The organism is Micromonospora sp. NBC_01796 (assembly GCF_035917455.1).
Classification (GTDB): domain Bacteria; phylum Actinomycetota; class Actinomycetes; order Mycobacteriales; family Micromonosporaceae; genus Micromonospora_G.
In genome coordinates, this window is sequence record NZ_CP109078.1 from 5,854,174 (window position 1) to 5,875,709 (window position 21,536).

Here is a 21,536-nt window from a genome sequence, read left to right on the forward strand (position 1 = left end):
ACAGGTGACACCGGGTGTCCGTTCGGTGTACTCGATCGCTGCACGACGCTGGCCCGATGTCGGCACGACCCGGACGGAGGAGGAAATGTCCAGCACGCCGCTGTCCCTGCCGCAACCGTCCGCGCGGGCGCCCGAGTTCGGCCGGGACGCGCTCATCGTCTGCGAGAACCTGGTGCGGATCTACCAGACCGGTTCGATCGAGGTGCAGGCGCTGCAGGGACTGGACCTGGCCGTGGACAGCGGTGAGATGGTCGCCGTCGTCGGCGCCTCCGGCTCGGGTAAGTCGACGCTGCTGTCCATTCTGGCCGGCATCGACGCCCCCACCGCCGGACGAGCGCGGGTCGACCGGTGGAACCTGCTGGCGATGTCCCGCGCGGACCGCGTGGACTACCGGCGGCACACCGTCGGCTTCGTACGGCAGCAGACGGCGAGCAACCTGGTCCCCTACCTGACCGCACGGGAGATGGTGGACCTGCCGATGACGGCGGCCCGTACCGGGAAGAAGCAACGCCGGGAGCGCGCGGCCGAGCTGCTGGGCAGCCTCGGCGTCGCCGACTGTGCCGATCGGCGCCCCGCCCAGCTCTCCGGCGGACAGCAGATGCGGGTCGCGATCGCGGTGGCGCTGGCCAACAGGCCGCGGGTCCTGCTCGCCGACGAGCCGACCGGCGAACTGGATGCCGCCACGTCCGCGGAAGTCTTCGGCGTACTGCGGGACGTCAACCGACGGTACGGCGTCACCGTTGTCGTGGTGACCCACGACCCGGAGGTCAGCGGCCAGGTCGAACGGACCGTCGCGATCCGGGACGGGCGCACCAGCAGCGAGGTGCTGCGCCGTACCACCACCAACGCGGAGGGCGACACGCACATGATCGCCGAGGAGTACGCCGTGATGGACCGGGCCGGGCGGGTTCAGGTGCCGCGCGACTTCCGTCAGGCGCTGGCGCTGACCCGGCGGGTCCGGCTGGCCCTGGAGCCCGACCACATCACGATCCGCCCCGACGCGGGAAGCGACGAATGAGCACCGAGCCGCTGCTCAGCGTGCGTGGTGTGCACCGTCGTTTCAGCACCGGGCCGACCGCCGTGCACGCCCTGCGCGGCGTCTCGTTCGACGTGGCCGCCGGTTCCATGGTGGCGCTCGTCGGCCGGTCCGGCTCGGGCAAGACCACCCTGCTCAACGTCATCGGCGGCCTGGATCGCCCGGACACCGGCACCGTGCACGTCGACGGCACCGACGTCACCGCGCTCGATGAGGACGGACTGTCCCGGTTGCGGCGCGAGAAGGTGTCGTACGTCTTCCAGAGCTTCGGGCTGATCCCGGTGCTGTCGGCGGCGGAGAACGTCGGCGCCCCGCTGCGGCTGGCCCGCGTCGCCCCGGCCGAGCGCGAGCGGCGAGTCGAACTGCTGCTGGACCTGGTGGGCCTGGCCGACCATGCCCGGCAGCGGCCGGCCGAGCTGTCCGGCGGCCAGCAGCAGCGGGTGGCGATCGCGCGTGCGCTGGCCGCCTCACCCCGGCTGCTGATCGCCGACGAGCCGACGGGGCAACTTGACGCCGAGACGGGTCTGTCGGTGATGGCCCTGCTGCGCGGGGTGGTGGAGTCCGAAGGCGTCACCGCACTGGTGTCGACGCACGACGCGGTGATGATGGCGTTGGCCGACCGGGTGATCCGCATCCACGACGGGCAACTCGACGAGCAGGCGGCCGAGCAGCCGTACGGGCACGTCCCGGGCGCCACGTGACGCGACGATGCTGAGGCTGGTCAGCCGCCGCGCCCGCGCGCAGTGGCAGTTGCTGGCAGCCCTCCTCGGGGTCGTCACGGTCGGCGCGACCCTGCTCGGCACCTGCACCCTGCTGAGCACCCGCACCGCCGAGCGGGCGCTGGAGGTGGCCATGGCCCGCGCCGCCCCCGCTGCCGTCGACGTGACCGCCTACACCGGCACCATCGAGGGCAGGGACGCGCCATCCGTCACCGCCGACACCCGTACCGTGGTGACCTCCGCGCTCGTACCGTTCTCGGCGACGACGACCGCGCGGGCGTCGACCGTGCTGCGGGCGCTGCCGCCGGGGCTCGCCCCGGGCACCACCGTACCGGCCCAGGCGTACCTGTCGGGGCTGGACGACCTGCCGACCCGAGCCCAACTGATGACGGGGCGCTGGCCACGCGACGCCGGCGACACGGTGGTGTTGGAGTCCACCGCCCAGCTGCTCGGCCTCAGCCCCGGCAGCCGGGTCCACCTCGGCGCGGAGCTGGCCCACGCGCCCGTCCCGGCCCTCGACGTGACCGTCGTCGGTGTCGTACGCCCGCTGCCGGGGCGCGGCTGGGACCGCGACCCGCTGGCCGCCGCCGGCTCTGCCACCGGATACCGCGACGGCCGCTTCGGGCAGCCCGTCAACGCCTACGGCCCCTTCATCGTCGACCTCGCCGACCTGGTCACCACCGGTGCGACCCTCGACCGGCTCGAGATCACCGCCCATCCGGACCTGTCCCACTCCAACCGCCGCGACCTTGAGACCGTGGCCGGGGCCGTCCGCGCCGCCGACCGCCGGCTGGCGGGCACTCTCGGCGACCGCGTGCAGCTCGAACGTGTCTCCTCCGCCCTGCCACTGACCCTGCGCGCCGCCGACAACCAGCGACACGTCACCGGCGCCGTCGTGCTCGCCGTCGCGGTTCTCGGCGGCGTCCTGGCCGCGACCGCACTCGCCCTCGCCGGCCGGCTGACCGCGGGCATTCGCGCCGACGAGACCGCCCTGCTGTCCGCCCTGGGCACCAGCCGCGGCCAGCTCGCCGCCACCGCGACACTCGAGGCCGTGGTCGTCGCCGCCCTCGCCACCGCGCTCTCGATACCGGCCTCGTCGGCCGTGCACGCCGGCCTGACTCACCTGTCGCCGCTGGACGGCGCCGGTCTGACCGTCCGGCCGGCCGTCACCGGCGCCCAGGTGCTGGCGGTCGCCGGCGGCGCGTTGGTGCTCGCCGTCGTGCTCATAGTCCTGGCGATCCGGCCCGTCCCGGCAGCCGGCGACCGACGCAACCGGCGCGAACTGCTGGCCCGATCGGGCGCCGACCTGCTGCTCGCGGCATTCGCCGCCGTCGGGTGGTGGCAGCTGTATGCGCAGCCCACCACCGCCAGCCCGCGCGCCGACGCGGTCCGGGTGCTCGCGCCGGCGCTGCTGCTCACCGCAGGCGCCGCCCTGGTGCTCCGCGTGGTGCTGCCCGCCCTGCGCGGCGCCGACCGGCTGGCGCGCCGCGCCCGGGGGCTGGTGCTGCCGTTGGCAGCCTCCGAGGCCGCCCGCCGGCCCCAGGCGGTCGCCGCCGGGCTGCTCGTCGGGCTGGCCTGCGCGGTCGGGACCTTCGGCATCGCCTTCGACGCCACCTGGGAACGGTCGCAGTACGACCAGGCCGAGCTTTCCGTTGGCACCGACCTGGCGCTCGCCCTCACCACGCCGCCGGTCGCCGGGCAGGGCGCGGCCGTCAGCGCGGCCACTTCGGGGCAGGTGAGCCCGGCGGTCGACCGAGGCACCGCCGTCGGGCAGTGGCTCGGCACCGCCGGTGAGGCGCCCCGCCTGGTCGCCGTCGACCTCACCCGCGCCGACGCACTGCTGCGCGGGCGGCTGGACGGCGACCGCAGCTGGACGGAGGTGGGGGCGGCTCTCGCACCACTTGCCCGCGTCAACGGCCTCGCCATTCCGGCTGGGGCCCCGCTCGTCCTGAGCGGGACCGCGGCCGGCGGCACCTCGCTCGCCGTAACGCCCCGGCTGCTGCTACAGGACGCCACCGGCCTGCGTACGCCCTGCACCGGTCCTCCGGTGCCGCTCGACGGGCGGGAGCACCGGCTGCCCGCGTGCGCGACGGCGGACGGACTGCGCCTCGTCGCGGTGTCCCTGCCGGTGGCGCCCGACCCGACCGGACCGGATGGCGGGTCCGACGCGGTCGCGGGCCGCATCGCCGTGGCCGTCACGCTCACCGTGCCGCCGGACGCATCGGCTGACGGATCGGACTGGACCGCCACATCCGCTCCGCCGGTGGCGGGGCAGCTCAGCGACCCGACCGTCGCGCTCTCCGCCACACCGACGGGAACCGAGCTGCGGATGGCGGCAACCGTCGACCTCGGCGGCGCCCCGGACGCCGCCCGGAACCTCGTCGCCACCGCCTTCCCGAACCCCGGCCCGGTGCCCGTCGCCGTCTCCGCCCGCTTCGCCAGCGACGTCGGTGCCGGCCACGGCCGGCAGCTCAGCGTCACGGTCGGCACCACGCCCGTCCCGATCGTCGTCACCGAGGTCGTGCCGACCGTCCCGTCCGCCCCCGGCGCCGTCGCCGTCCTGGCCGACCTGGACACCCTGTCCCGCGCACTTGCCGTCACCGGCGACCTGACGTTCCCGGTCGACGCCTGGTGGGTCGGCCACCCCGCCGGACCCGGTGCCGCCGAGCGGGCCACCGCCCTGCACCTGGGCACCGTCACGACGCGCGAGGCAGAGACCGCCCGCCTCACCGGCGGCCCGCTGCGCGCCGGGCTGCCGGCCGCGCTCCGGCTGGTCGTCCCGGCCGCGGCCCTGCTGCTGCTCGCCGGCGTCGTCCTGCACGTGACCTGCGACCTGCAGGCCCGCGCCGTCGAGGTGGCGCGGCTGCGCGGCCTGGGGATGTCCCGGCGCGGAATCCGGGCCGTGCTGCTCGGCCAGCACGCCGGTGTTCTGCTGCCGTTGCTCGCGGCGGGCGCGGCCGTCGGCGCGCTCGCCACCCGCGTCGTCGTACCCCTGCTCGTACGCTCCGACACCGGCGCCGCGCCCGTTCCGGCCGCCCAGCCACTCTGGCCGTGGACCGCCGAGGCCGTACTGCTCGCCGGGCTGCTGGCCGGGTGCACGCTCGCCGTCACCGTCGTGATCACCCTCCAGGTCCGCCGAGCCGACGCCGCGCACCTGCGGGTGGCGTCGTGAACCGTTGGCTGGCTCGCCGACGGCCGGCACCGCACTGGCCCAGCGTCCGGGGCCGCGCCCGCGCCGACGCCGGACCGCTGCTGCTCACCGCCGCTGTCGTTGCGGCCGTCGCGCTGCTCGCCGGGGCCGTGCCGACGCTGCTGCGCGCCGCCGCCGACGACGCCGTGAAGGACACGATCCGCCGCGCTGGCGACGACGCGGACGTCCTCGTACACGCCAACTGGGAGCGCGACGACGGCCCGAGCGGCGGACGCATCCGGGTACCCCGCCTCGCCGGGGAGGTCGACGACTTCCGCAGCCGGGCGGCGGACACGCTCGGGTCCGGCCTGGATGCCGTGCTGCAACCGCCCGTCGCCGTCGTCAACGGCCCGATCTTCAGCATCACCGACGGTAGCGTGCTGCGTACGTTCCAGTTCACGTACCTGGCCGGCGATCTCGGCGGCCCGGACGTGACGTGGATCGCCGGCAGCGCGCCCGGCCCCGCCGTCGCCGACCCGGACCAGGCCGTCGAGATCCCCTACCACGGACCGCCCTGGCCGGTGCAGGTCGGCCTGTCCGAGGCGGACGCCGCCGCACTCAACCTCGGCCCGGGCGACCGAATCCCGCTCAAGGACGATCAGAAGCGCGACAAGGACGTACGGATCAGCGGGATCTACCGACCTGCGGACAGCGCCGATCCCGCCTGGCGACTCGCCCCGTCGCTGCTGCGACCCGTACCCGGCGCCGACGGCGTGGGCAGCACCCGCCTCGCCGGCCTGCTGTCGCGTGAGTCGCTCCCGGACGCCCGTCTCGCCGTCGACGAGGACCAACTGCAGCGCACCGTCCGTTTCACCCCCGAACCCGGCGCACTCACCTGGGACGCCGCCGCGGCGCTCGCCGGCACCGTGGTCGAGCTGAAGGCCACCTCCGGTTCGTCGAGCGTCCGCGACGAGTCCCTGAAGTGGGAATCGCAGCTCGACACCGTGCTGCGCGACGCCCGTACCCAGATCAGCGCCGCTTCCGCGCAAGCCGCCGTCCTGCTCGCCGGGGTTCTGACCGCCACGGTACTGGTCCTGCTGCTCGCCGCCGATCTGCTGGTCCGCCGCCGTACCCCGGCGTTGAGCGCCGCCCGGCAGCGCGGTGCGGCGCTGCCCGACCTCGGCGCGGAACTGCTGATCGAGTCGGCCGGGGTGACCCTGTCGGCCGCCGTCGTCGGGCTCGCGATCGCCCGCGCGGTGGCGGCGGGCGTCTCCTGGTCCTGGGCGGTTCCCGTGGTCCTGGCCGGCGCCGTCGCCGGGCCGGCGTTCGGCACACTCGCCGCCGCCCGAGCCAGCCGCGATCGGCGCAGGCCCGCCAACCGGGCCGCACGCAGCCGGCTCCGCGGCACCGGACAGCTGCGCCGCGCCGCCCTGGAGGCCGCTGTCCTGATCGCCGCGGTCGCCGCCTTCGTCGCACTGCACCAACGCGGGCTCGTGCCCGCCGCCGGCCCCGTCGGCGACGCCGGAGAGCTGACCGGCGACCTGGCCCTGCCCATGAGCGCTCTCGCGCTGGGCGTGCTCACCGGCGCGCTCGTCCTGCTCCGGCTGGTGCCCGTCGGGGTGCGGTTGTCGCTCCGGCAGGCCCTGCGCTCCCGCCGTCCGCTGGCCGTGTTCGGCGCAGCCCGGGCGGCCGCGACGGCCGGGCGCGCGCTGCCGCTGCTGGTACTGGTGAGCGCCACGGCGCTGGCGTCGTTCGCGCTCATCCTCGGCGCCACCACCGCCCGGGGCCTCACCGACGGCGCGTGGAGCACCGTCGGTGCCGACGCCCGCCTCGACGTCGGCGCCGACGCCGCGGCCTCCACGCCCGCACTCGCCGAACGCATCGCTGCCGCACCCGGGGTACGGCAGGTCCTCACCGCACAGGTGACCGACTCGGCGCGCGTCGTCGCCGACTCGACCGCACTCGCCCCACGTCTGGTCATCGTGGACGCCGCCGCGTTCCAACGCCTGCTCGCGGCCACTCCGCTGCCGGACGCGCCGGCGCTGGCCCGGCTCTCGGCACCCGGTCCTGGCCCCGGGGACGTGCCGGCGCTGGTCCGATCGAGCGACGGCGGCCTGCGGACCGGTACCAGGCTGCAGCTTCCCCGCGATGGCGCCCCCGCGATCCGTCTCGCTGCGGTCGGTACCGCTCCCTCCGTCGGCGCCGCCACCGACATCGTCATCGTGGACGCCGCGGCTCTCGCCGCCGCCGGGCTGCCCGCCGTCCCCAACACCGTCTGGGTGACCGGCCCCGGCGCGGCACGGGCCGTGTCGAGCACCGGCGTCGCCGCCGACGTCGTGCTGCGCACGGATGTCCTGCGGGCGCAGCGGGCGGCCCCGCTGACCGCGGGGCTACTGCGCCTGACGTGGACGGCCGCTGCGGCGCTGCTGGCGCTGGGGCTGCTCGGCCTCATGCTCGCCGCGGCCGCGGGTGCGCCGGAGCGGTGGCAGACCCTGACCCGGCTGCGGACCCTCGGCCTGCGGCCACGCGACGCCCGCTGGGTCGCCGCCGGAGAGCTGCTGCCGCCGGTCGTGGTCGCTGCGGTGTACGGCCCGTTGCTCGGGGCCCTGCTCGCACGCCTGACACTCGGCCCGCTCGACTTGCGGCTGCTCACCGGCCAAGCCACCGACCCGGCGGTCGTCCTGCCCTGGTGGATGCTCGGCCTGGTGGGCATGGCGTTGCTGGCGGCGGCCGCCACGGTTGTCCCCGTCGAGTCGGCGCTACGGCGGCGCGACCGGCTGAGCGAGGTGCTCCGCGCGGGCGAGTGACGGCCCAGTGGGCTGTCACCTCTGGTGGTGGGCGCCGGTCAGCTGGAGGAAGTCTCCGGGTTCGGCATCGGCGCGAATCGTGCCGTCGTGTTTGCCCGCGTCACGGTCGTCTCTGCCCACCGGTCGCATCGCCGACCGCAACGACGGGATTGGTCAGCGTTCCGAGTGCCGCGGACGTGATCTCGATCGTGTCACCGGGTCGTGTGGTGAACTCGGCCTCCGGCACAATGCCGGTGCCGGTCAGCAGCACCACGCCGGCCGGAAAGCTGAGCGCTCGGAACAACCAGCCGGCAAGGTCGGTGAAACCGCGGGCCATCGCCGACGTCGAGGTCGCTCCGGCGTACGCCTCGCGGCCCTCACGCAGCACCCGCATCCCGATCTGGATCGTGTCCGGGTCGATCGCCCAGCTCGGTACGATCGCCGGGCCGAGCGCACAGGAGCGGTCGTAGATTTTCGCCTGCGGAAGGTAGAGCGGGTTCTCACCCTCGATCGCTCGGCTGCTCATGTCGTTGCCCAGCGTGTAACCGAACACGTCCCCGGCCGCGTTGAGCACCAGGCCAACCTCGGGCTCAGGTACGTCCCAGCCGGAGTCGACACGGATCCCGACGGCGTCGCGGTCGCCGACAACCCGCCACGGACTGGACTTGAAGAAGATCTCGGGACGGTCACTGACGTAGACGTGGTCGTAGAGGGAACCGTGTCCGGACTCCTCCTGTCGTCCGTCGCGGCTGCGCAGGTACGTCACCCCGGCTGCCCACACCTCCTGCCGGTCCACGGGTGGAAGTGCCCTGTCTCCGGGCATGTCGCCGCGGGCTTCGCGGGCGGCGGCCTCGACCACAGCGCGGGCCTGGTCGAGCGGTAGGGCGAGCAGGTCGGCGAGGCTGGCGTCGAGCTCGCCCCACTCGCCGTCCTGGCGTACGGCCCAGCGTGAGGCGTTGCCGGCGCTCAGGTGGTGAATGGAGATCGACATTTGACCATCCTAGGTGTGGGGAAAAGCAGCGAACGTGGCTGTTTCTGGTTGCGTCGGGACCGCTTCTGCGGGCGACGAGCCCGGAACCTGGCGCGGGGGACGACGCGGTTACCCTCTTCAGGTGCCGGTCCGTGTGGAGATCGTTGACACGAGTCCGGCATTCCGAAGGGACTATCGACATGCCCCGTGTGGTACCGGCGGTCATTCGCGCACTCGACATCCTCGAACTGTTTCTGGACCGTCCTCAGCTGTCGGCCCGTGAGGTGATGGAGCGGCTCGACCTACCCCGCACCACCGTCCACGAGTTGCTCGTCACGCTCGAGGCGCGCTCGTACCTGATCTCCGTTCCGGGCCAGCCGGTGCAGTATCGGCTCGGCATGCCCCTGTTCCAGCTCGGTGCGGCGTTCGCCGGCCGGCTCGACCTGGTCCGTGAGGCGCAGAGCGTCGCGCGGGACGTGGCCGCCGCGTGCGACGAGGCGGTTCACGTGGCCGTGCTCGACGGTGCCGATGTCATCTACCTTGTCAAGGTCGACAGCACCCACCCGATCCGGATGGTCTCTGCGGTCGGGCGGCGGCTGCCGGCGCACTGCACGGCGGTCGGCAAGATACTGCTGTCGGGCCTCGATCAGGCGGGCCTGGACGTCGTCCTGCCGAAGGGTGTCCTGTCGGGCATGACGCCGGACAGCATCACCGATCCGGACCGCCTGCGGGCGCATCTCGAACATGTCCGGGCCGAGAGCGTCGCGTTCGACATCGGTGAGTCCGACAGCGCCATGCGCTGCGTCGCCGCGGCGGTCCGGGACCATTCCGGCGCAACCATCGCCGCGATGAGCGTGTCCGCGCCGACCATTCGCTGGACCCCGCAGGCGCACGTCGAGTGGACCGCGCTGGTACGCGAGGGCGCGGCCACGCTGTCCGCCCGGATGGGCTACCTGGCCCCGGCTCGATAGTCGGCTTGCTGGTTCCGACCGGAAATCGCATCGAAACATTGACATGCCTCCCTGTGTTCCTCTAGCGTCGCGTCCACTCGACACGATATCTCGAACATAGTTCGAAATTTCGAACGGTGGTGTCCCGTGGACCGACCGAACTGGAACGTCAGCACCGCTCTCTCGGCCCGGTCGCCGTGGACTGCGGGGGTGGACGGCGCCATGGGTGGGCCCGACGCCGCTGGGACAACCCCACCAACTTCTGCGCCATCGAGCCCTCAGGGCGGTAGCTGGCCGACGACGAGTACGCGCACGCGTTGACCGATGCGGGCCGCGTGCCCGCAGTCGCCGACATCGAAACACAGCTGAAGCACTAGGAACGCGGCGTTCGCCAAGTGCGCCTTCGGCGTGCGGCGATCAGGGAAAACAAGGGAGGCCAAGGTCTATGGAGGACAACCCGTTATGGTCCCGGCGCGGCTTTCTGGGGATGGGGGTGGGGGTGCTCGGGGCGGCCGGTCTGGCCGCGTGCGGGGGCACCTCCGACTCGCCCACCAGGGTGCAGCCGGAGGTTCCGAAGGAGCTGGTGGACGCCGCGGCGTCGTTGAAGGGCTCCTCGATGGGGGTGCTGTCGCAGAAGCTCTACTCGACAAAGGCGAACGAAGCGCTCGACAGCTCGATCGGTAAGTTCGCCGACGTCACCGGGACGAAGATCGAGAACAGTCTGGTCCAGGCCGACGCCGGTGACGTGGTGGCCAAGATCGATGCCGAGGTCAAGGGCGGCGTGGCGCGTGACCTGGCGTTCATGACCGACTCGCGGTTCGTCGCGCAGTTTCACGCGCTGGGCGACCTGGAGGACGTGACGGACGTCGTCGAGGCGCTGACGGCCAAGTACGGCGAGCCCTGCGCGGAGGCCAAGAACTTCTGCGTCTTCGACGGCAAGTGGTACGCGATCCCGTACCACTTCATCGGGATCGGGTCGTTCCTGCGCAAGGACTGGATGCAGGACAAGGGCATCACCCCCAAGGACGTCTACACCTGGGAGGAGTTGCGGGATCTGTGCCTGGCGATCTCCGATCCGACCAAGCGCCGGTTCGGCTGGGGTATGACGGTGAACCGGTCCGGTGACGGCAACGGCATGATCGAGGCACTGATCAACTCGTACGGCGGGGCGATCACCTCCAACGACGGCAGGAAGGTCACGTTCGACTCTCCCGAAACGGTGCAAGCGGTGACCTTCCTGGGTGACCTCTACACCAATCCCAAGTACCGGCCGATGCTGCCGCCGGGGGTGGCCAGCTGGACCGACACCAGCAACAACGAGAACTGGCTCGCCGGGATCCTGGGTTACACCCGCAACAGCTTCAGCGTCTACGCGGACTCCAAGACCAAGCGGAACCCCGTCTACGGCAACACCCACGTCTTCTCCGACTGCATCGGGCCGGCGACCGACAACTCCCTGCTGCTCGGGCAGTCCCAGGGCTTCGTCGTCTTCAAGGGTGCCAAGAACCCCGCACTCGCCAAGCTCCTGGCGCAGTACCTGGTCAGTGCGCCCGCGCTGGTCGGGGTGGCGAAGGAGGCGCCCGGTCTGGCGATGCCCGCCTGGGAGAAGGTCTGGGACGCCGACCCGTTCTTCACCAGCGGCGACCCGGCGTTTCCCATGGTGCGCAAGGTGTCCCAGCAGCCGTTGCCGCTGTCCACCAAGAACGGCCTGGCCTTCCCACAGAAGGCCAGCGCCGGCCAGCAGGCCGCCGTCGCGGCCTACGTCCTCACCGACATGATGCAGCAGGTCGTACAGGGAACGGCGCCCGCGCAGGCCGTGACGGCCGCGCACGCGAAGATGGTGCAGATCTTCGCCCAGCAGGGGCTGCCGCAGTGAGGTCGGTCCGTTCAGCACCGGCCCCGGCGACGGGGGCACCCCCGCCGCCGGGGCGCGGCTCTCTGACGAAGACCCAGCGGCGGCTGGGCCGTGACTGGCGGCTGGCGGCACTGTTTCTGGCGCCCACGGCCGCGCTGGTCGGCGGGCTCGTGCTCGTGCCGATCGCCCGGTCGATCGTCACCAGCACCACGGAGCGGCACGGGCAGGACAACGTCTTCGTCGGCCTGGGCAACTACATCGCCCTCTTCGCCGACGAGCAGTTCCGCACGGGCGTGGTGAACTCGTTCGTCTACACCGCGTACGCCGAGGTGTTCAAGGTGGTACTGGGGCTTGCCGCGGCCCTGCTGCTGCACCATCGGCGTCGTGGTCGGGCCCTGCTGACCGGGCTCCTCCTGGTGCCGTGGGTGGTGCCGACGGTGGTGACGGCGTTCAGCTGGCGCTCCCTGCTCGACCCGATCTTCGGCAGCGTCAACACCCTGCTCACCGCCTCGGGGATCGGGCCGCTGCTGGCCACGGTGCAGTTGGTCGACAGCTGGCCTGCGGGCTGGCTGTCCGACACGTCGCTGGCCATGCCGTCCGTGATCCTCGTCAACGTGTGGAAGGGGGTGCCGTTCTTCACCGTCTGTTTCCTCGCAGGGCTGAAGGCCATCCCGGCGGACCTGTACGAGGCGGCGGCCATCGACGGCGCCTCGTCGTGGCGGAGATTCGTCCACGTGACGCTACCCGGACTGCGCCACGTGATCACCGTGACAGTGACCCTGTCGTCGATCTGGACGTTCAACAACTTCGACCTCATCTGGTTGCTGACACAGGGCGGCCCGGGCAACGTGACCGCGCCGTACGTGCTCGTCGCGTACTCGAAGGCGATCCTGCAGTTGCAGTACGGCGCGGGAGCGGCGGTCACGCTCGTCATGCTGCCGGTCATCGGCGGGCTGGTGTTCGTCCTGGTCCGGCTGTTGCGCCAGGACGCCGGCACCAAGCGACCCGGGAGCGCCCGGACGGCGCGGTGGGCGGCGCCGGCGCGCAAGGCGCTGCCGTGGGTCGTCACCGCGGCGCTCGTCGGTCTGCTGGTCTGGGCGTCGCCACAGATCTTCTGGAAGGCGGCGGTGGTCCTCGGTGTGATCCTGCTGATCGCGGCGACGGTCGGTCGGGTGGTCTCGGCGCTCCAGTCCCAGGGAGGTCGCCGTGCGTCGTCCCTCGTGTCGAGCCTGGGATCCGGTGTCGCGATGGTCGGGTTGCTCGCCTTCGTGCTCGGCCCGCTGTACTGGATCGCCGTCACGGCCTTCAAGTCCGAGGGCCAGGTTGTCATGCGCGTCAACGACCTGTGGCCGACGCCGTGGACGTTGGAGCAGTTCGGTGCCCTGTTCACGAACCAGCCGTTCGGCCGCTGGTATCTCAACACCGTACTGGTGTCCGTGGCGTCCACCGCGGTGGCACTGGTCTGCGCCGTCCTGGCGGGCTACGCGCTGGCCCGGCTGCGGTTCCGCGGGGCGCAGGGCTTCACCGTCACGGTGCTGCTCACCTACGTGATGCCGGGTGCGCTGCTGTTCATCCCGCTGTACCAGTTGCTCATCGGAGTGCGGCTCACCGACTCGCTGTGGTCGCTGGTGCTGACGTACCCCACCTTCACGCTTCCGTTCGCCACCTGGCTGCTGGCGGGGTACTTCGCATCGATCCCTGTCGAACTGGAGGAGGCCGCGCTGGTCGACGGCTGCACCCGCATCCAGGCGTTCGGCCGGGTGGTGCTGCCCCTCGCCAAGCCGGGACTGCTGGCGGTCGCGCTGTTCACCCTGACCAATGCCTGGAACGAGTTCCTCTTCGCCTTCGTGTTCATCACGAAGGACGAGTACAAGACGCTCCCCGTCGGGATGCAGTCGATGATCGCCGGGGATGTCGTACCGCAGGGACAGCTCGCCGCCGCATCGCTGCTCGTCAGCATCCCCGTGGTGGTCATGTACGCCTTCGGGCAGCGTTTCCTGACCGAGGGGCTCACCGCGGGCGCGGTGAAGGGCTGACCGGGGAGGCCAGCGCGCCGTCGATCACCCGCAACGGTGGCCCGCCACGTGGCGGGTAATCTCCGCCACGTGGCGCTCGATCATGCCGATGATGCCGGCCATGCTGGGGGCAGTGATCACGTCCCGTGACCCCTGTTTCGCGGAGGCGATGCCGGCCACCGAGGTGAGGCCCCGCCGGTACGGGTTCCCCGAGGAGCACCCGTACCGGCGGATCGATCCGGTCCAACCGGGTTCACATGACTGCGATCCCGCCCGGACCGGATGGGCCCCTACTTCTTGCGGATCGTGATCGTCGCCTTGCGGTAGTTGTTGCGCTTGTCGGTCTTCGTCGGGTCGTAGTTCTGCTCGATGTTGCCCGCCGCGTCGACCGAGAACCAGTGGAACGTCGTCGTCTCGGTCACGTGGAACACCTCGCCCGGCTCTCGGAATTCAGTCGCCTCGTAACGCGGCGACTGGAGGGTGGGCCGGCTGCCGTCCGTCGTGTAGTAGATGGTGGCCGGCTCGTTCGTCTCGAAGCGCACGTCGACGGGCGCGGAGTATTTCCCGCCGCCGGGAACGAGCTTGGACGTCGGGTCCTTCTTGTCCTTGCCCCAGTCCGCCGCGACCCGGAACATCTCCATGATGCCGTTGGCGTACTCCATCGTCTCGGCGTGACCGCTGACAAGGTTCGGATCGCCCTCCCACACCGGTTGGAACGAGCCGCCCTGCCAGGTGCCGGTGGCCGGGTTGTAGACCGATCCGCCGACCTCCCACCCGAAGGCGTAGATCCCGTAGGTGTGGTACAGGTCCTCGCGCACGTTGCCCGCGGAGGAGTAGAGGACATCCGACGACCCGCCGACGTTCTCCGGCGTGACGACGGTCTCCCGGTGCGCCTTGACCTGCGACAGGATCCTGCCGGCCGACTGCCAGTAGAACGCCTCGTCACCCAGCGGCGGGCGCGGCGTGGTGATCCGCCCGTCCGCGATGTAGGCACCGGGCTGCCAGAACAGCTGGCCGCCGTTGGAGTGCACCGACATCATGAACTTGATGTTCGAATACCTCTCGACCAGCCAGATGATGTTTTCCGCCTCGGGTTCGGAGAGCTTCTCCGGTCCCTGGTAGGTGTCGCTGACGCAGCTGGTCGACGCACCCGAGTAGCCGTCGTGACCCGACCCGACCCGGTAGTTCCGGTTCAGGTCGACGCCCCAGGAGTTACGCCGGGCCGGATCGGCGTTCTCGTCCGGGCAGTGGTTCGTCATGTTCCGACGCTGCGAGGCGAAATTGTAGAAGCTGTAGTTCGCCCCGTCGGGGTTGTTGGACAGGATGAAGAAGATGTCGGTGTTCTCGACGATCTTCTTCGTCTCCCTGTCGGACCTGTAGTTGTGCACCAGACGCTCGGCCGACTCCAGCGAGGTAGTCGCCGGCACCCACTCGCGGGCGTGGTCCTGCGCCTGGATCAGTACGCCGGGGTTCCTGCCGTCGCGATGCTTGCCGATCCGCAGGACGGGGATCGTGGCCGGGCCGCGCGGCACCTCGCCCTCCGGTGCGCCGACGCGCTTCTGGTCGAGGAAGTCGGTCAGCGCGACCGGGCCGGACGTCGGCGCGACGATGCCGGTGCCCGCGTTGGTCCGGTACGGGTGCGCCCGGTCGACAAGTCCCTGGGACTGGGTCTCCAGCGCCGCCGCCACCTCGGTAGCCGTACTCGCGGCCCCGGCGGAGGCATCCTTCGCGAGGAGGACGCGGATCGCCTTGCCCGTCACCTCGACGCCGAGCGGGAGGTTCGCCCCCGGCCGGTCCACGAACTCGACGGTGATGTCGTTGCCATCCTCGTGACCCCACGCCGCCGAGCTGACGACGACCGCAGACTGCCCGGTACCGCCGATCGTGGCCTGCGCCTTGCGCTGGTAGCCATTGGTCTGGTTCGGCAGGTGGACGATCTCGGCGATGTCCGGGTACTGCCGGGCGATTTCCTTGGCGCGGCTGTAGAGCTGCTGCGGGTTCCGGTAGCCGTCGACGAAGTCCGACTTGTAGCCCCGGTTCTCCGTCAGCGGTGGCGGAGCGTCCTCGAGCCAGTCGGAGACGTCGCCGGTGGCGACGCCGCCGGTCGAGCTGGTCACCCGGATCTGGTTCGGGCGCGCGTCGAGCTTGAACAGGTTCCGGTGGAACATGTACTGCCCGGAGTCGACGAACCGGCTCATGGTCCGGGCGAAGCCGAACGGGGTGCGCCGGCCCGAGTCGTTCTCGAGCTGCATCGTGACGATCGGGTCCGCCTGCTGCCCCTCGGTGGTCCGCGCCTCGACGTAGAGGAAACCCTGGCCCTTCGTGGTGAACCAGTCGGCGCGGACGACCCGCACCGTCTTCTCGTGGCTGAACACCTGGGCTGTCTGCGTACGGAGGGCCTGGAGGCCGCCGTCGGCCTCGTCGCTCCAGGCGAAGCCTTCGTCGTCGCCGAGGATCTCGACGCCCATCGCCTCGAGTTCGGCGATCTGCTCGGCGTTCACCACCGCCTCTCCTTCGATGCCGCTGGGCACGCGCCTGAGGCCGTGCTCGAGGTCGAAGCCGGCGGCGACCACCTTGTCCAGCATGTCGGCACCGGTCAGCTGGATGCGTACGTGGCTTACCGACTCCCGGTCCTCAAGGGGGGATCGCCCCGAGTTCGCTGTGGCTGTGGACTGCGTGGGAACCGCGCCTACGGGTGCGGGCACGATGAGGATGCTCGCCACCAGGGCGGGCAGTGCGAGAAGCGCGATGCGCAGTCGTGTGCGATGCATGCTCCCCTCCTTCCGTTTGCGGCCTGTGGATGATGCCGTGGCCGGCCCACGGGCGGGCCGGACCGATCCAGTTCGGATGGCCGTGCTGAGCTCACCCACGGCGGGCCTGGGTACGACGGCGGGCACCGTCGCGACAGGATGGGTGCGGGTCGTGAGCGAGCTGGGAGCGGTGAGTGTATGCGAATTCTTCGCTGCGACGAGCTGCGTGAGCCGGATCTTGAGCATTGCTTGAGGTGGTCGTCCAACCGCCCGCTCCAACCCGTACCCGTACCCGGAACCGACCTCGACGCGTGTGACGATGTGGTCGAGGATTGGGCAGACGGTATTCCCGGCACGCTTGCGGTGCGACGTCGTCGGCGGGGTGGTGCGACAACACCACGTCGCCCACCCCGTCCGCGAGGGGAGGCATGACCACTCCGACAGGGGCGGACAGGACACCTGCCGGGCCCCGAGAAACGGGGGAGCGCATGTATGAGTTTCCCCCGCCTCGATAGTCATCGGTGTCCATCGATCGACGAGTGTCGCACGCACCGTGCTCACCGTCCGGCGACGGCCTTCGTCCAGGTCATCGACACGACCGAAGCGGCGGCCCCACCATCCGCAGGTACGAAATCGCGTAACGAGCGGATCGCGGCATGACAGTGCGCGGAGTTCGCCGCCGGCCTGCGGGCCTGGTAGTGCGCCTGGCGCGCCGGCACTCCGTTCTCGCAATATCCGTTCCGGCGGTCCCACCGTTCGTTGCCGTCCCGTCAGTGGTCAAGTCTGAGCTCAGGCATCCGTAAGAGCACGGCCCGCGGGCACCACAGAGGTGATGGTTCTAATCCTGGCTTCAGGTTGATCGGGGAGGATGGGCGGCAAAGCATCGACTGGAAGGGGGCGGGCCGGCGTGCGGATCCTGATCGCGGATGATGACGGGGCCATCCGTGAGTCGCTGGAGCGGGTGCTCCAGGTCGAGGGTTACGACACCAGCACCGTCGCCAACGGTCTCGCCGTGCTCGACGGGGTCGGTGGGGTCGGCGGTGACACCCTGGATCTGCTGATCCTCGACGTGATGATGCCCCGCCTCGGCGGGTTGGAGACCTGCCGGCGGTTGCGGGCGGCGGGTCGGGATCTACCGGTGCTGATGCTGACCGCCCGGGATCAGGTCTCCGACCGGGTCGCGGGGCTGGACGCGGGCGCCGACGACTACCTGCCCAAGCCGTTCGCCACCGAGGAGTTGCTGGCCCGGGTGCGGGCCCTGCTGCGCCGGCGCACGCCGACCGACGGGGAGTCGCAGATCCTGTCGTTCGCCGACGTCCGGCTCGATCCCGACGGGTTCGAGGCGTGGCGGGGCCGGCGGCCGCTGCGCCTGACCCGGACCGAGTTCTCCCTCCTGCAGGTCCTCATGCGCAACGCGACCCGGGTCTTGACCCGCGACGTGCTGTTCGAGGCGATCTGGGGCTTCGACATGAGCGCCACCGCCAACAACCTCCAGGTATACGTGAGCTACCTGCGTCGCAAGATGGAGGCCGAGGGTGAGCCGCGATTGATCTACACGCTGCGCGGCCTGGGATACACGTTGCGGGAGACTCCTCCGTGAGCAGGCCCGCCGGCCGGGAACCGCGCCGGCTGACCCGTTGGTGGCGGCGGCGGTCCCTGCGGACCAGGCTGACGGTGATCGCTGCGACGGCCATTGCGGTCAGCGTGTTCGTAGCCTTCCAGGTGGCCAGCGAGCTCCTGGACTGGGAGCTGCAGGACACCGCCCAGAATCAGCTACGCGCCGACTCCCTCGTCCTGGCGACGAGCGCAGAGCGCGCCGGTCTGGCGCAGGTCGAGCTATCGCCGTATCCCGGATCCGGTCGGCTGGTGCGGGTCATCCTGCCCGACGGGTCGACCCGGACGCCGGCCGGTCAACCCGCGCTGCCTCCGGTCAGTGGGCCCGCCGGGCGCGTGGCGCAGGGCGGGCTGGCCGACCTGATGGAGTCGAACGACAGCGACGAGGACGGCTACGTCATCTACACGCTGCGGGCGGGCGACGGCGCGGTCCAGGTGGCCCGCGTCGTCGACGACAGCCCGATCAACCGGTTCGGGTTCGGCATGTTGCTGATCGGGCTGTTCTGCGTGGCCGGGGGCGCCCTTGTCGGGCGGACTGTGGCGCGGGCCGGGCTGGCACCGATCGACCGGCTGACCGCCGCCGCGGTACGTGTCGCGCACACCCGGGATCTCGACGCCGACATCCCGGATGAGGGCGGTGGGGAGATCCGGCGGCTGACCCAGTCGATCAACGACATGCTCGCCGCGCTCCGGGACTCCCGGCGGGCCCAGCGGCTGCTCGCCGAGGACGCCGCCCACGAGCTCAAGACCCCGCTCACCAGCCTGCGCCTCAACGTCGAGCTGCTGGTCCGGCTCAATCGGCGCGGCACCCTGGACAGCGCACTGCCGGCGGAGAGCCGGACCCGGCTGCTCAACGATCTCGGCGCCCAGGTGGCCGAGTTGAGCACCCTTGCCGCCGAGCTGACCGAGGTGGCGCGCGGTGACGTCAGCGACGAGAACACCGAGCTGCTCGACCTCGCCGACGTGGTGGTGGCCGCCGCGACCCGGACGCGTTCCCGCGTGCCCGACATCGAGGTCGCGCTCGACGTGACCCCCGTGTGGGTGAGCGGGCGTCCCGCTGCGCTCCAGCGGGCGGTGCTCAACCTCATCGACAACGCCGGCAAGTGGTCCCCCGCGGCCCAGCCGGTCCAGGTCCGGCTCCGTGCCGAGGGCGCGTCGGCGGTGCTCGAGGTCGACGACGCCGGGCCGGGCATCGACGCCGTCGATGTACCGCGGGTGTTCGACCGGTTCTACCGTGCCGAGAGCGCCCGGGCGTTGCCAGGATCCGGTCTGGGGCTGTCGATCGTGCAGCGGGTCGTCGACGACCACGGCGGCCGGGTCACCGTCGCCCGCTCCGCACGCGGTGGCGCGCTGCTTCGGGTCGACCTTCCGGCCGCGGCCCCGCCCGCCCCGATCGCGCGGCTCACCCCCGGGGAGGACACCGCGGTGCGCTGACCCGCCCCGGCGGCGCGGCGCAGGACCAAAGGGCGGCGACCGTCGGGCCCATGAAACGATCCGGGACGGGCTGGGCCCCGTCCCGGATCTCGTCCGTGCCGCCTCGCTCACCGTTGCAGCACGGGCTCCTCGTCGGCGGCGAGCGACTCTTGACCGTCCGGCAGCTCCACCGGTCGGGACAGCCGGCTCGGCCACCAGATCCGCCGGCCGATCAGCAGGGTGAGGGCGGGCACCAGGACCGACCGCACCAGCAGGGCGTCGAGCAGCACGCCGAAGGCGACCAGGAATCCGACCTCGACCAGCATCACCAGCGGAAGTGTGGCGAGGACCGCGAACGTGGCCGCCAGGACCAGGCCTGCCGAGGTGATGACGCCACCGGTGGCGGAGAGGGCTTTGAGCATGCCCTCTCTGGTGCCGAGCCGCACGGTTTCCTCCCGTGCCCGGCTGACCAGGAAGATGTTGTAGTCGACGCCGAGCGCCACCAGGAACAGGAATGCCAGCAGCGGCACCGAATAGTCGACGCCCTTGAACCCGAGGATCGTGTCGAAGACGAACACACTGCCGCCGAAGGCTGCGGCGAATGAGATGATCACGGTGGCCATCAGGACCAGCGGGGCCACGAACGCGCGCAACAGCAGCCCGAGGACGATCAGGACGACGGCGAGCACCAGCGGGATCACCAGCTTCTCGTCGCGGCTGGTGGTCACCGCGGTGTCGAGGTTCTCCGCGCTCGGCCCGCCGACGATCGCCTCCGCCCCGCTCACCGCGTGCACGGCGGTGCGCACCCGCTTGATCGTGTCGTACTCCGCGACGGTGTCCGGCGCGTCAGCCGGGAACACGGAGATGTCGGCCCAGCCACCGCTGGTCTCACCCGGGATCGCCAGAGTCACGCCGGGAGTGCGCTTGACGATGTCGAGCACCCGCTCCTGGTGCGCCGGCCGCGTGAAGATCGTCATCGGCTGGCCGCCGAGCTCGGGGAAGTGCTGGCGGAGGACGGTGAAGCCAGTGACCGACTCCGGCGCGGACAGGAACTGGTCCTGCTCCCGCAGGACGCCGGTGTTGCCCGCCAGGCCGATGGCGAGCACGCCGAGGACTCCGAGCGAGCTGAGCGTCGCCACCCACCGGCGGCGGCTGATGGCGGTGCCGAGCCGTCCCCACAGCCCCGGCTTCTCTTCCACGACCGTGCTGAACCGTGGGATGGCCGGCCAGAAGATCCGCCTGCCGAGCACCACGAGCACCGCCGGGAAGAGCGTCAGCATGGCCACCAGCGCGCACAGGATGCCGGCCGCGCCGATCGGGCCCAACCCGCTGGTGCTGTTCAGGTCCGCGACGAGCAGGCAGAGCAGGCCGGCGATCACGGTGGCCGCGGACGCGACGATGGCCGGCGCCGCGCCGCGTAGCGCGTGAACCATCGCAACCCGGACGTTCTCGTGGTGGTGCAGTGCCTCCCGATATCGAGCGATGAGCAACAGCGCGTAGTCCGTGCCGACGCCGAATACCAGGATCGTCAGCAGCGCCGAGTTCTGGTCGTTGACCACGATGCCGAAGCCCTTGACGAGGAGGTAGACGGTCGCCATCGCGGTCAGTGCGGCCGCGCCCACGGCCACGAGCGGGATGAACCACAACACTGGGCTGCGGTAGGTGAGGATCAGCAGGAGCGTGACGACGACGACGGTGGTGAGGAGGACCTGCATGTCGATGCCGTCGAAGACGGCGTCCACGTCGCCGTCGATCGCGGCCGGGCCGGTCACGTCGAGTTCCAGGCCGCCGGGGCGGTCCTTCGCGGCGTCACGCAACGGGCCGACGATGGCCTCCGGTGCGCCGTAGGTCGTGCTCACCTCGAGGGTGAACATCATCGCCCTGCCGTCGGTGGAGAGTCTCGTCAGTGGGCCCTCGTCGTCCTCGCCAGCCGCCGCCACCTTCGGCGGGTACCGCTTGGCAAGGGTGCTGTGGTGGCGCTCGACCGTCGCGCGGTCGGCGTCGGTCATGCCGCCGACGCGGTGGTACACGAAGACGAACGTGTTGTCCTCGCCGCCGGGGAGACTGTCCTCCAGCACCGCCACCTTGGTGGACTCGGCGCTGGCTGGCAGGGTGTCCGCGGCTTTGTCGGTGGTGACCGAGCTCAACTTTCCGCTCAGCGGCACCATGACCGCCGCCAGCGCCAGCCACAGGCCGATCACCAGCCACGGCACCCACCGGCCTGCCAACCGACCGGGCGGCACTTCCCTGGGCGGCGCTGCGTTGACTGACATCAATAGCCTCCTGACGGGTTGCATC

At 71.4% G+C, this 21,536-nt stretch carries 12 protein-coding genes; 9 read left to right on the top strand and 3 right to left on the bottom strand.

Annotated elements, in window-relative coordinates:
• Positions 1-85: 85 nt before the first annotated feature.
• From OIE47_RS26745 to OIE47_RS26760, 4 genes are read left to right on the top strand one after another with little or no spacing between them, the layout of a single operon-like run.
• On the top strand, positions 86-1,018 hold the full coding sequence (locus OIE47_RS26745) for an ABC transporter ATP-binding protein (protein ID WP_326557264.1): 933 nt from the start codon (positions 86-88) through the stop codon (positions 1,016-1,018).
• On the top strand, positions 1,015-1,737 hold the full coding sequence (locus OIE47_RS26750) for an ABC transporter ATP-binding protein (protein WP_326557265.1): 723 nt from the start codon (positions 1,015-1,017) through the stop codon (positions 1,735-1,737). The genes OIE47_RS26745 and OIE47_RS26750 overlap by 4 nt, the downstream gene beginning before the upstream one ends.
• A 7-nt stretch (positions 1,738-1,744) precedes the next feature.
• Positions 1,745-4,927: an FtsX-like permease family protein gene (locus tag OIE47_RS26755; protein ID WP_326557266.1), complete on the top strand. Its 3,183-nt coding sequence runs from the start codon at positions 1,745-1,747 to the stop codon at positions 4,925-4,927.
• Entirely contained in the window at positions 4,924-7,692 is a 2,769-nt protein-coding gene (locus OIE47_RS26760; protein ID WP_326557267.1) for an FtsX-like permease family protein, read from the top strand. Before OIE47_RS26755 ends, OIE47_RS26760 begins: the two co-directional genes overlap by 4 nt.
• A 100-nt stretch (positions 7,693-7,792) precedes the next feature.
• On the opposite strand, the gene OIE47_RS26765 is transcribed toward OIE47_RS26760, so the two are convergent.
• Positions 7,793-8,662, bottom strand: coding sequence for a fumarylacetoacetate hydrolase family protein (locus tag OIE47_RS26765; protein WP_326557268.1), 870 nt, complete (start codon positions 8,660-8,662; stop codon positions 7,793-7,795).
• A 179-nt stretch (positions 8,663-8,841) separates the two neighbouring features.
• On the opposite strand from OIE47_RS26765, the gene OIE47_RS26770 reads away from it, so the two are divergent.
• From OIE47_RS26770 to OIE47_RS26780, 3 genes are all read left to right on the top strand, one after another.
• Positions 8,842-9,612 carry an IclR family transcriptional regulator gene (locus OIE47_RS26770; RefSeq protein ID WP_326557269.1) on the top strand — a complete coding sequence of 257 codons (771 nt, stop codon included), beginning with the start codon at positions 8,842-8,844 and terminating at the stop codon, positions 9,610-9,612.
• 424 nt (positions 9,613-10,036) lie between these two features.
• Positions 10,037-11,467 carry an extracellular solute-binding protein gene (locus OIE47_RS26775; protein WP_326557270.1) on the top strand — a complete coding sequence of 477 codons (1,431 nt, stop codon included), beginning with the start codon at positions 10,037-10,039 and terminating at the stop codon, positions 11,465-11,467.
• Positions 11,464-13,482 carry an ABC transporter permease gene (locus OIE47_RS26780; protein ID WP_326557271.1) on the top strand — a complete coding sequence of 673 codons (2,019 nt, stop codon included), beginning with the start codon at positions 11,464-11,466 and terminating at the stop codon, positions 13,480-13,482. The genes OIE47_RS26775 and OIE47_RS26780 overlap by 4 nt, the downstream gene beginning before the upstream one ends.
• Before the next feature lie 269 nt (positions 13,483-13,751).
• Here OIE47_RS26780 and OIE47_RS26785 read toward each other — a convergent pair whose 3' ends face one another.
• Positions 13,752-16,457, bottom strand: a complete 2,706-nt coding sequence (locus OIE47_RS26785) for a M14 family metallopeptidase (RefSeq protein ID WP_326557272.1) — start codon at positions 16,455-16,457, stop codon at positions 13,752-13,754.
• A 622-nt stretch (positions 16,458-17,079) separates the two neighbouring features.
• On the opposite strand from OIE47_RS26785, the gene OIE47_RS26790 reads away from it, so the two are divergent.
• Positions 17,080-17,811: a response regulator transcription factor gene (locus OIE47_RS26790; protein ID WP_442791995.1), complete on the top strand. Its 732-nt coding sequence runs from the start codon at positions 17,080-17,082 to the stop codon at positions 17,809-17,811.
• Positions 17,808-19,259, top strand: a complete 1,452-nt coding sequence (locus tag OIE47_RS26795; RefSeq protein ID WP_326557274.1) for a HAMP domain-containing sensor histidine kinase — start codon at positions 17,808-17,810, stop codon at positions 19,257-19,259. The genes OIE47_RS26790 and OIE47_RS26795 overlap by 4 nt, the downstream gene beginning before the upstream one ends.
• Before the next feature lie 107 nt (positions 19,260-19,366).
• Here OIE47_RS26795 and OIE47_RS26800 read toward each other — a convergent pair whose 3' ends face one another.
• Entirely contained in the window at positions 19,367-21,511 is a 2,145-nt protein-coding gene (locus OIE47_RS26800; RefSeq protein WP_326557275.1) for an MMPL family transporter, read from the bottom strand.
• Positions 21,512-21,536 lie beyond the last annotated feature (25 nt).

What these genes read in the sequence shown, in the direction of transcription:
- OIE47_RS26745 (WP_326557264.1), top strand. Translation starts at nt 86, where the DNA reads ATGTCCAGCACGCCGCTGTCCCTGCCGCAACCGTCCGCGCGGGCGCCC.
- OIE47_RS26750 (WP_326557265.1), top strand. Translation starts at nt 1,015, where the DNA reads ATGAGCACCGAGCCGCTGCTCAGCGTGCGTGGTGTGCACCGTCGTTTC.
- OIE47_RS26755 (WP_326557266.1), top strand. Translation starts at nt 1,745, where the DNA reads ATGCTGAGGCTGGTCAGCCGCCGCGCCCGCGCGCAGTGGCAGTTGCTG.
- OIE47_RS26765 (WP_326557268.1), bottom strand. Translation starts at nt 8,662, where the DNA reads ATGTCGATCTCCATTCACCACCTGAGCGCCGGCAACGCCTCACGCTGG.
- OIE47_RS26770 (WP_326557269.1), top strand. Translation starts at nt 8,842, where the DNA reads ATGCCCCGTGTGGTACCGGCGGTCATTCGCGCACTCGACATCCTCGAA.
- OIE47_RS26775 (WP_326557270.1), top strand. Translation starts at nt 10,037, where the DNA reads ATGGAGGACAACCCGTTATGGTCCCGGCGCGGCTTTCTGGGGATGGGG.
- OIE47_RS26785 (WP_326557272.1), bottom strand. Translation starts at nt 16,457, where the DNA reads ATGCTCAAGATCCGGCTCACGCAGCTCGTCGCAGCGAAGAATTCGCAT.
- OIE47_RS26790 (WP_442791995.1), top strand. Translation starts at nt 17,080, where the DNA reads ATGGGCGGCAAAGCATCGACTGGAAGGGGGCGGGCCGGCGTGCGGATC.
- OIE47_RS26800 (WP_326557275.1), bottom strand. Translation starts at nt 21,511, where the DNA reads ATGTCAGTCAACGCAGCGCCGCCCAGGGAAGTGCCGCCCGGTCGGTTG.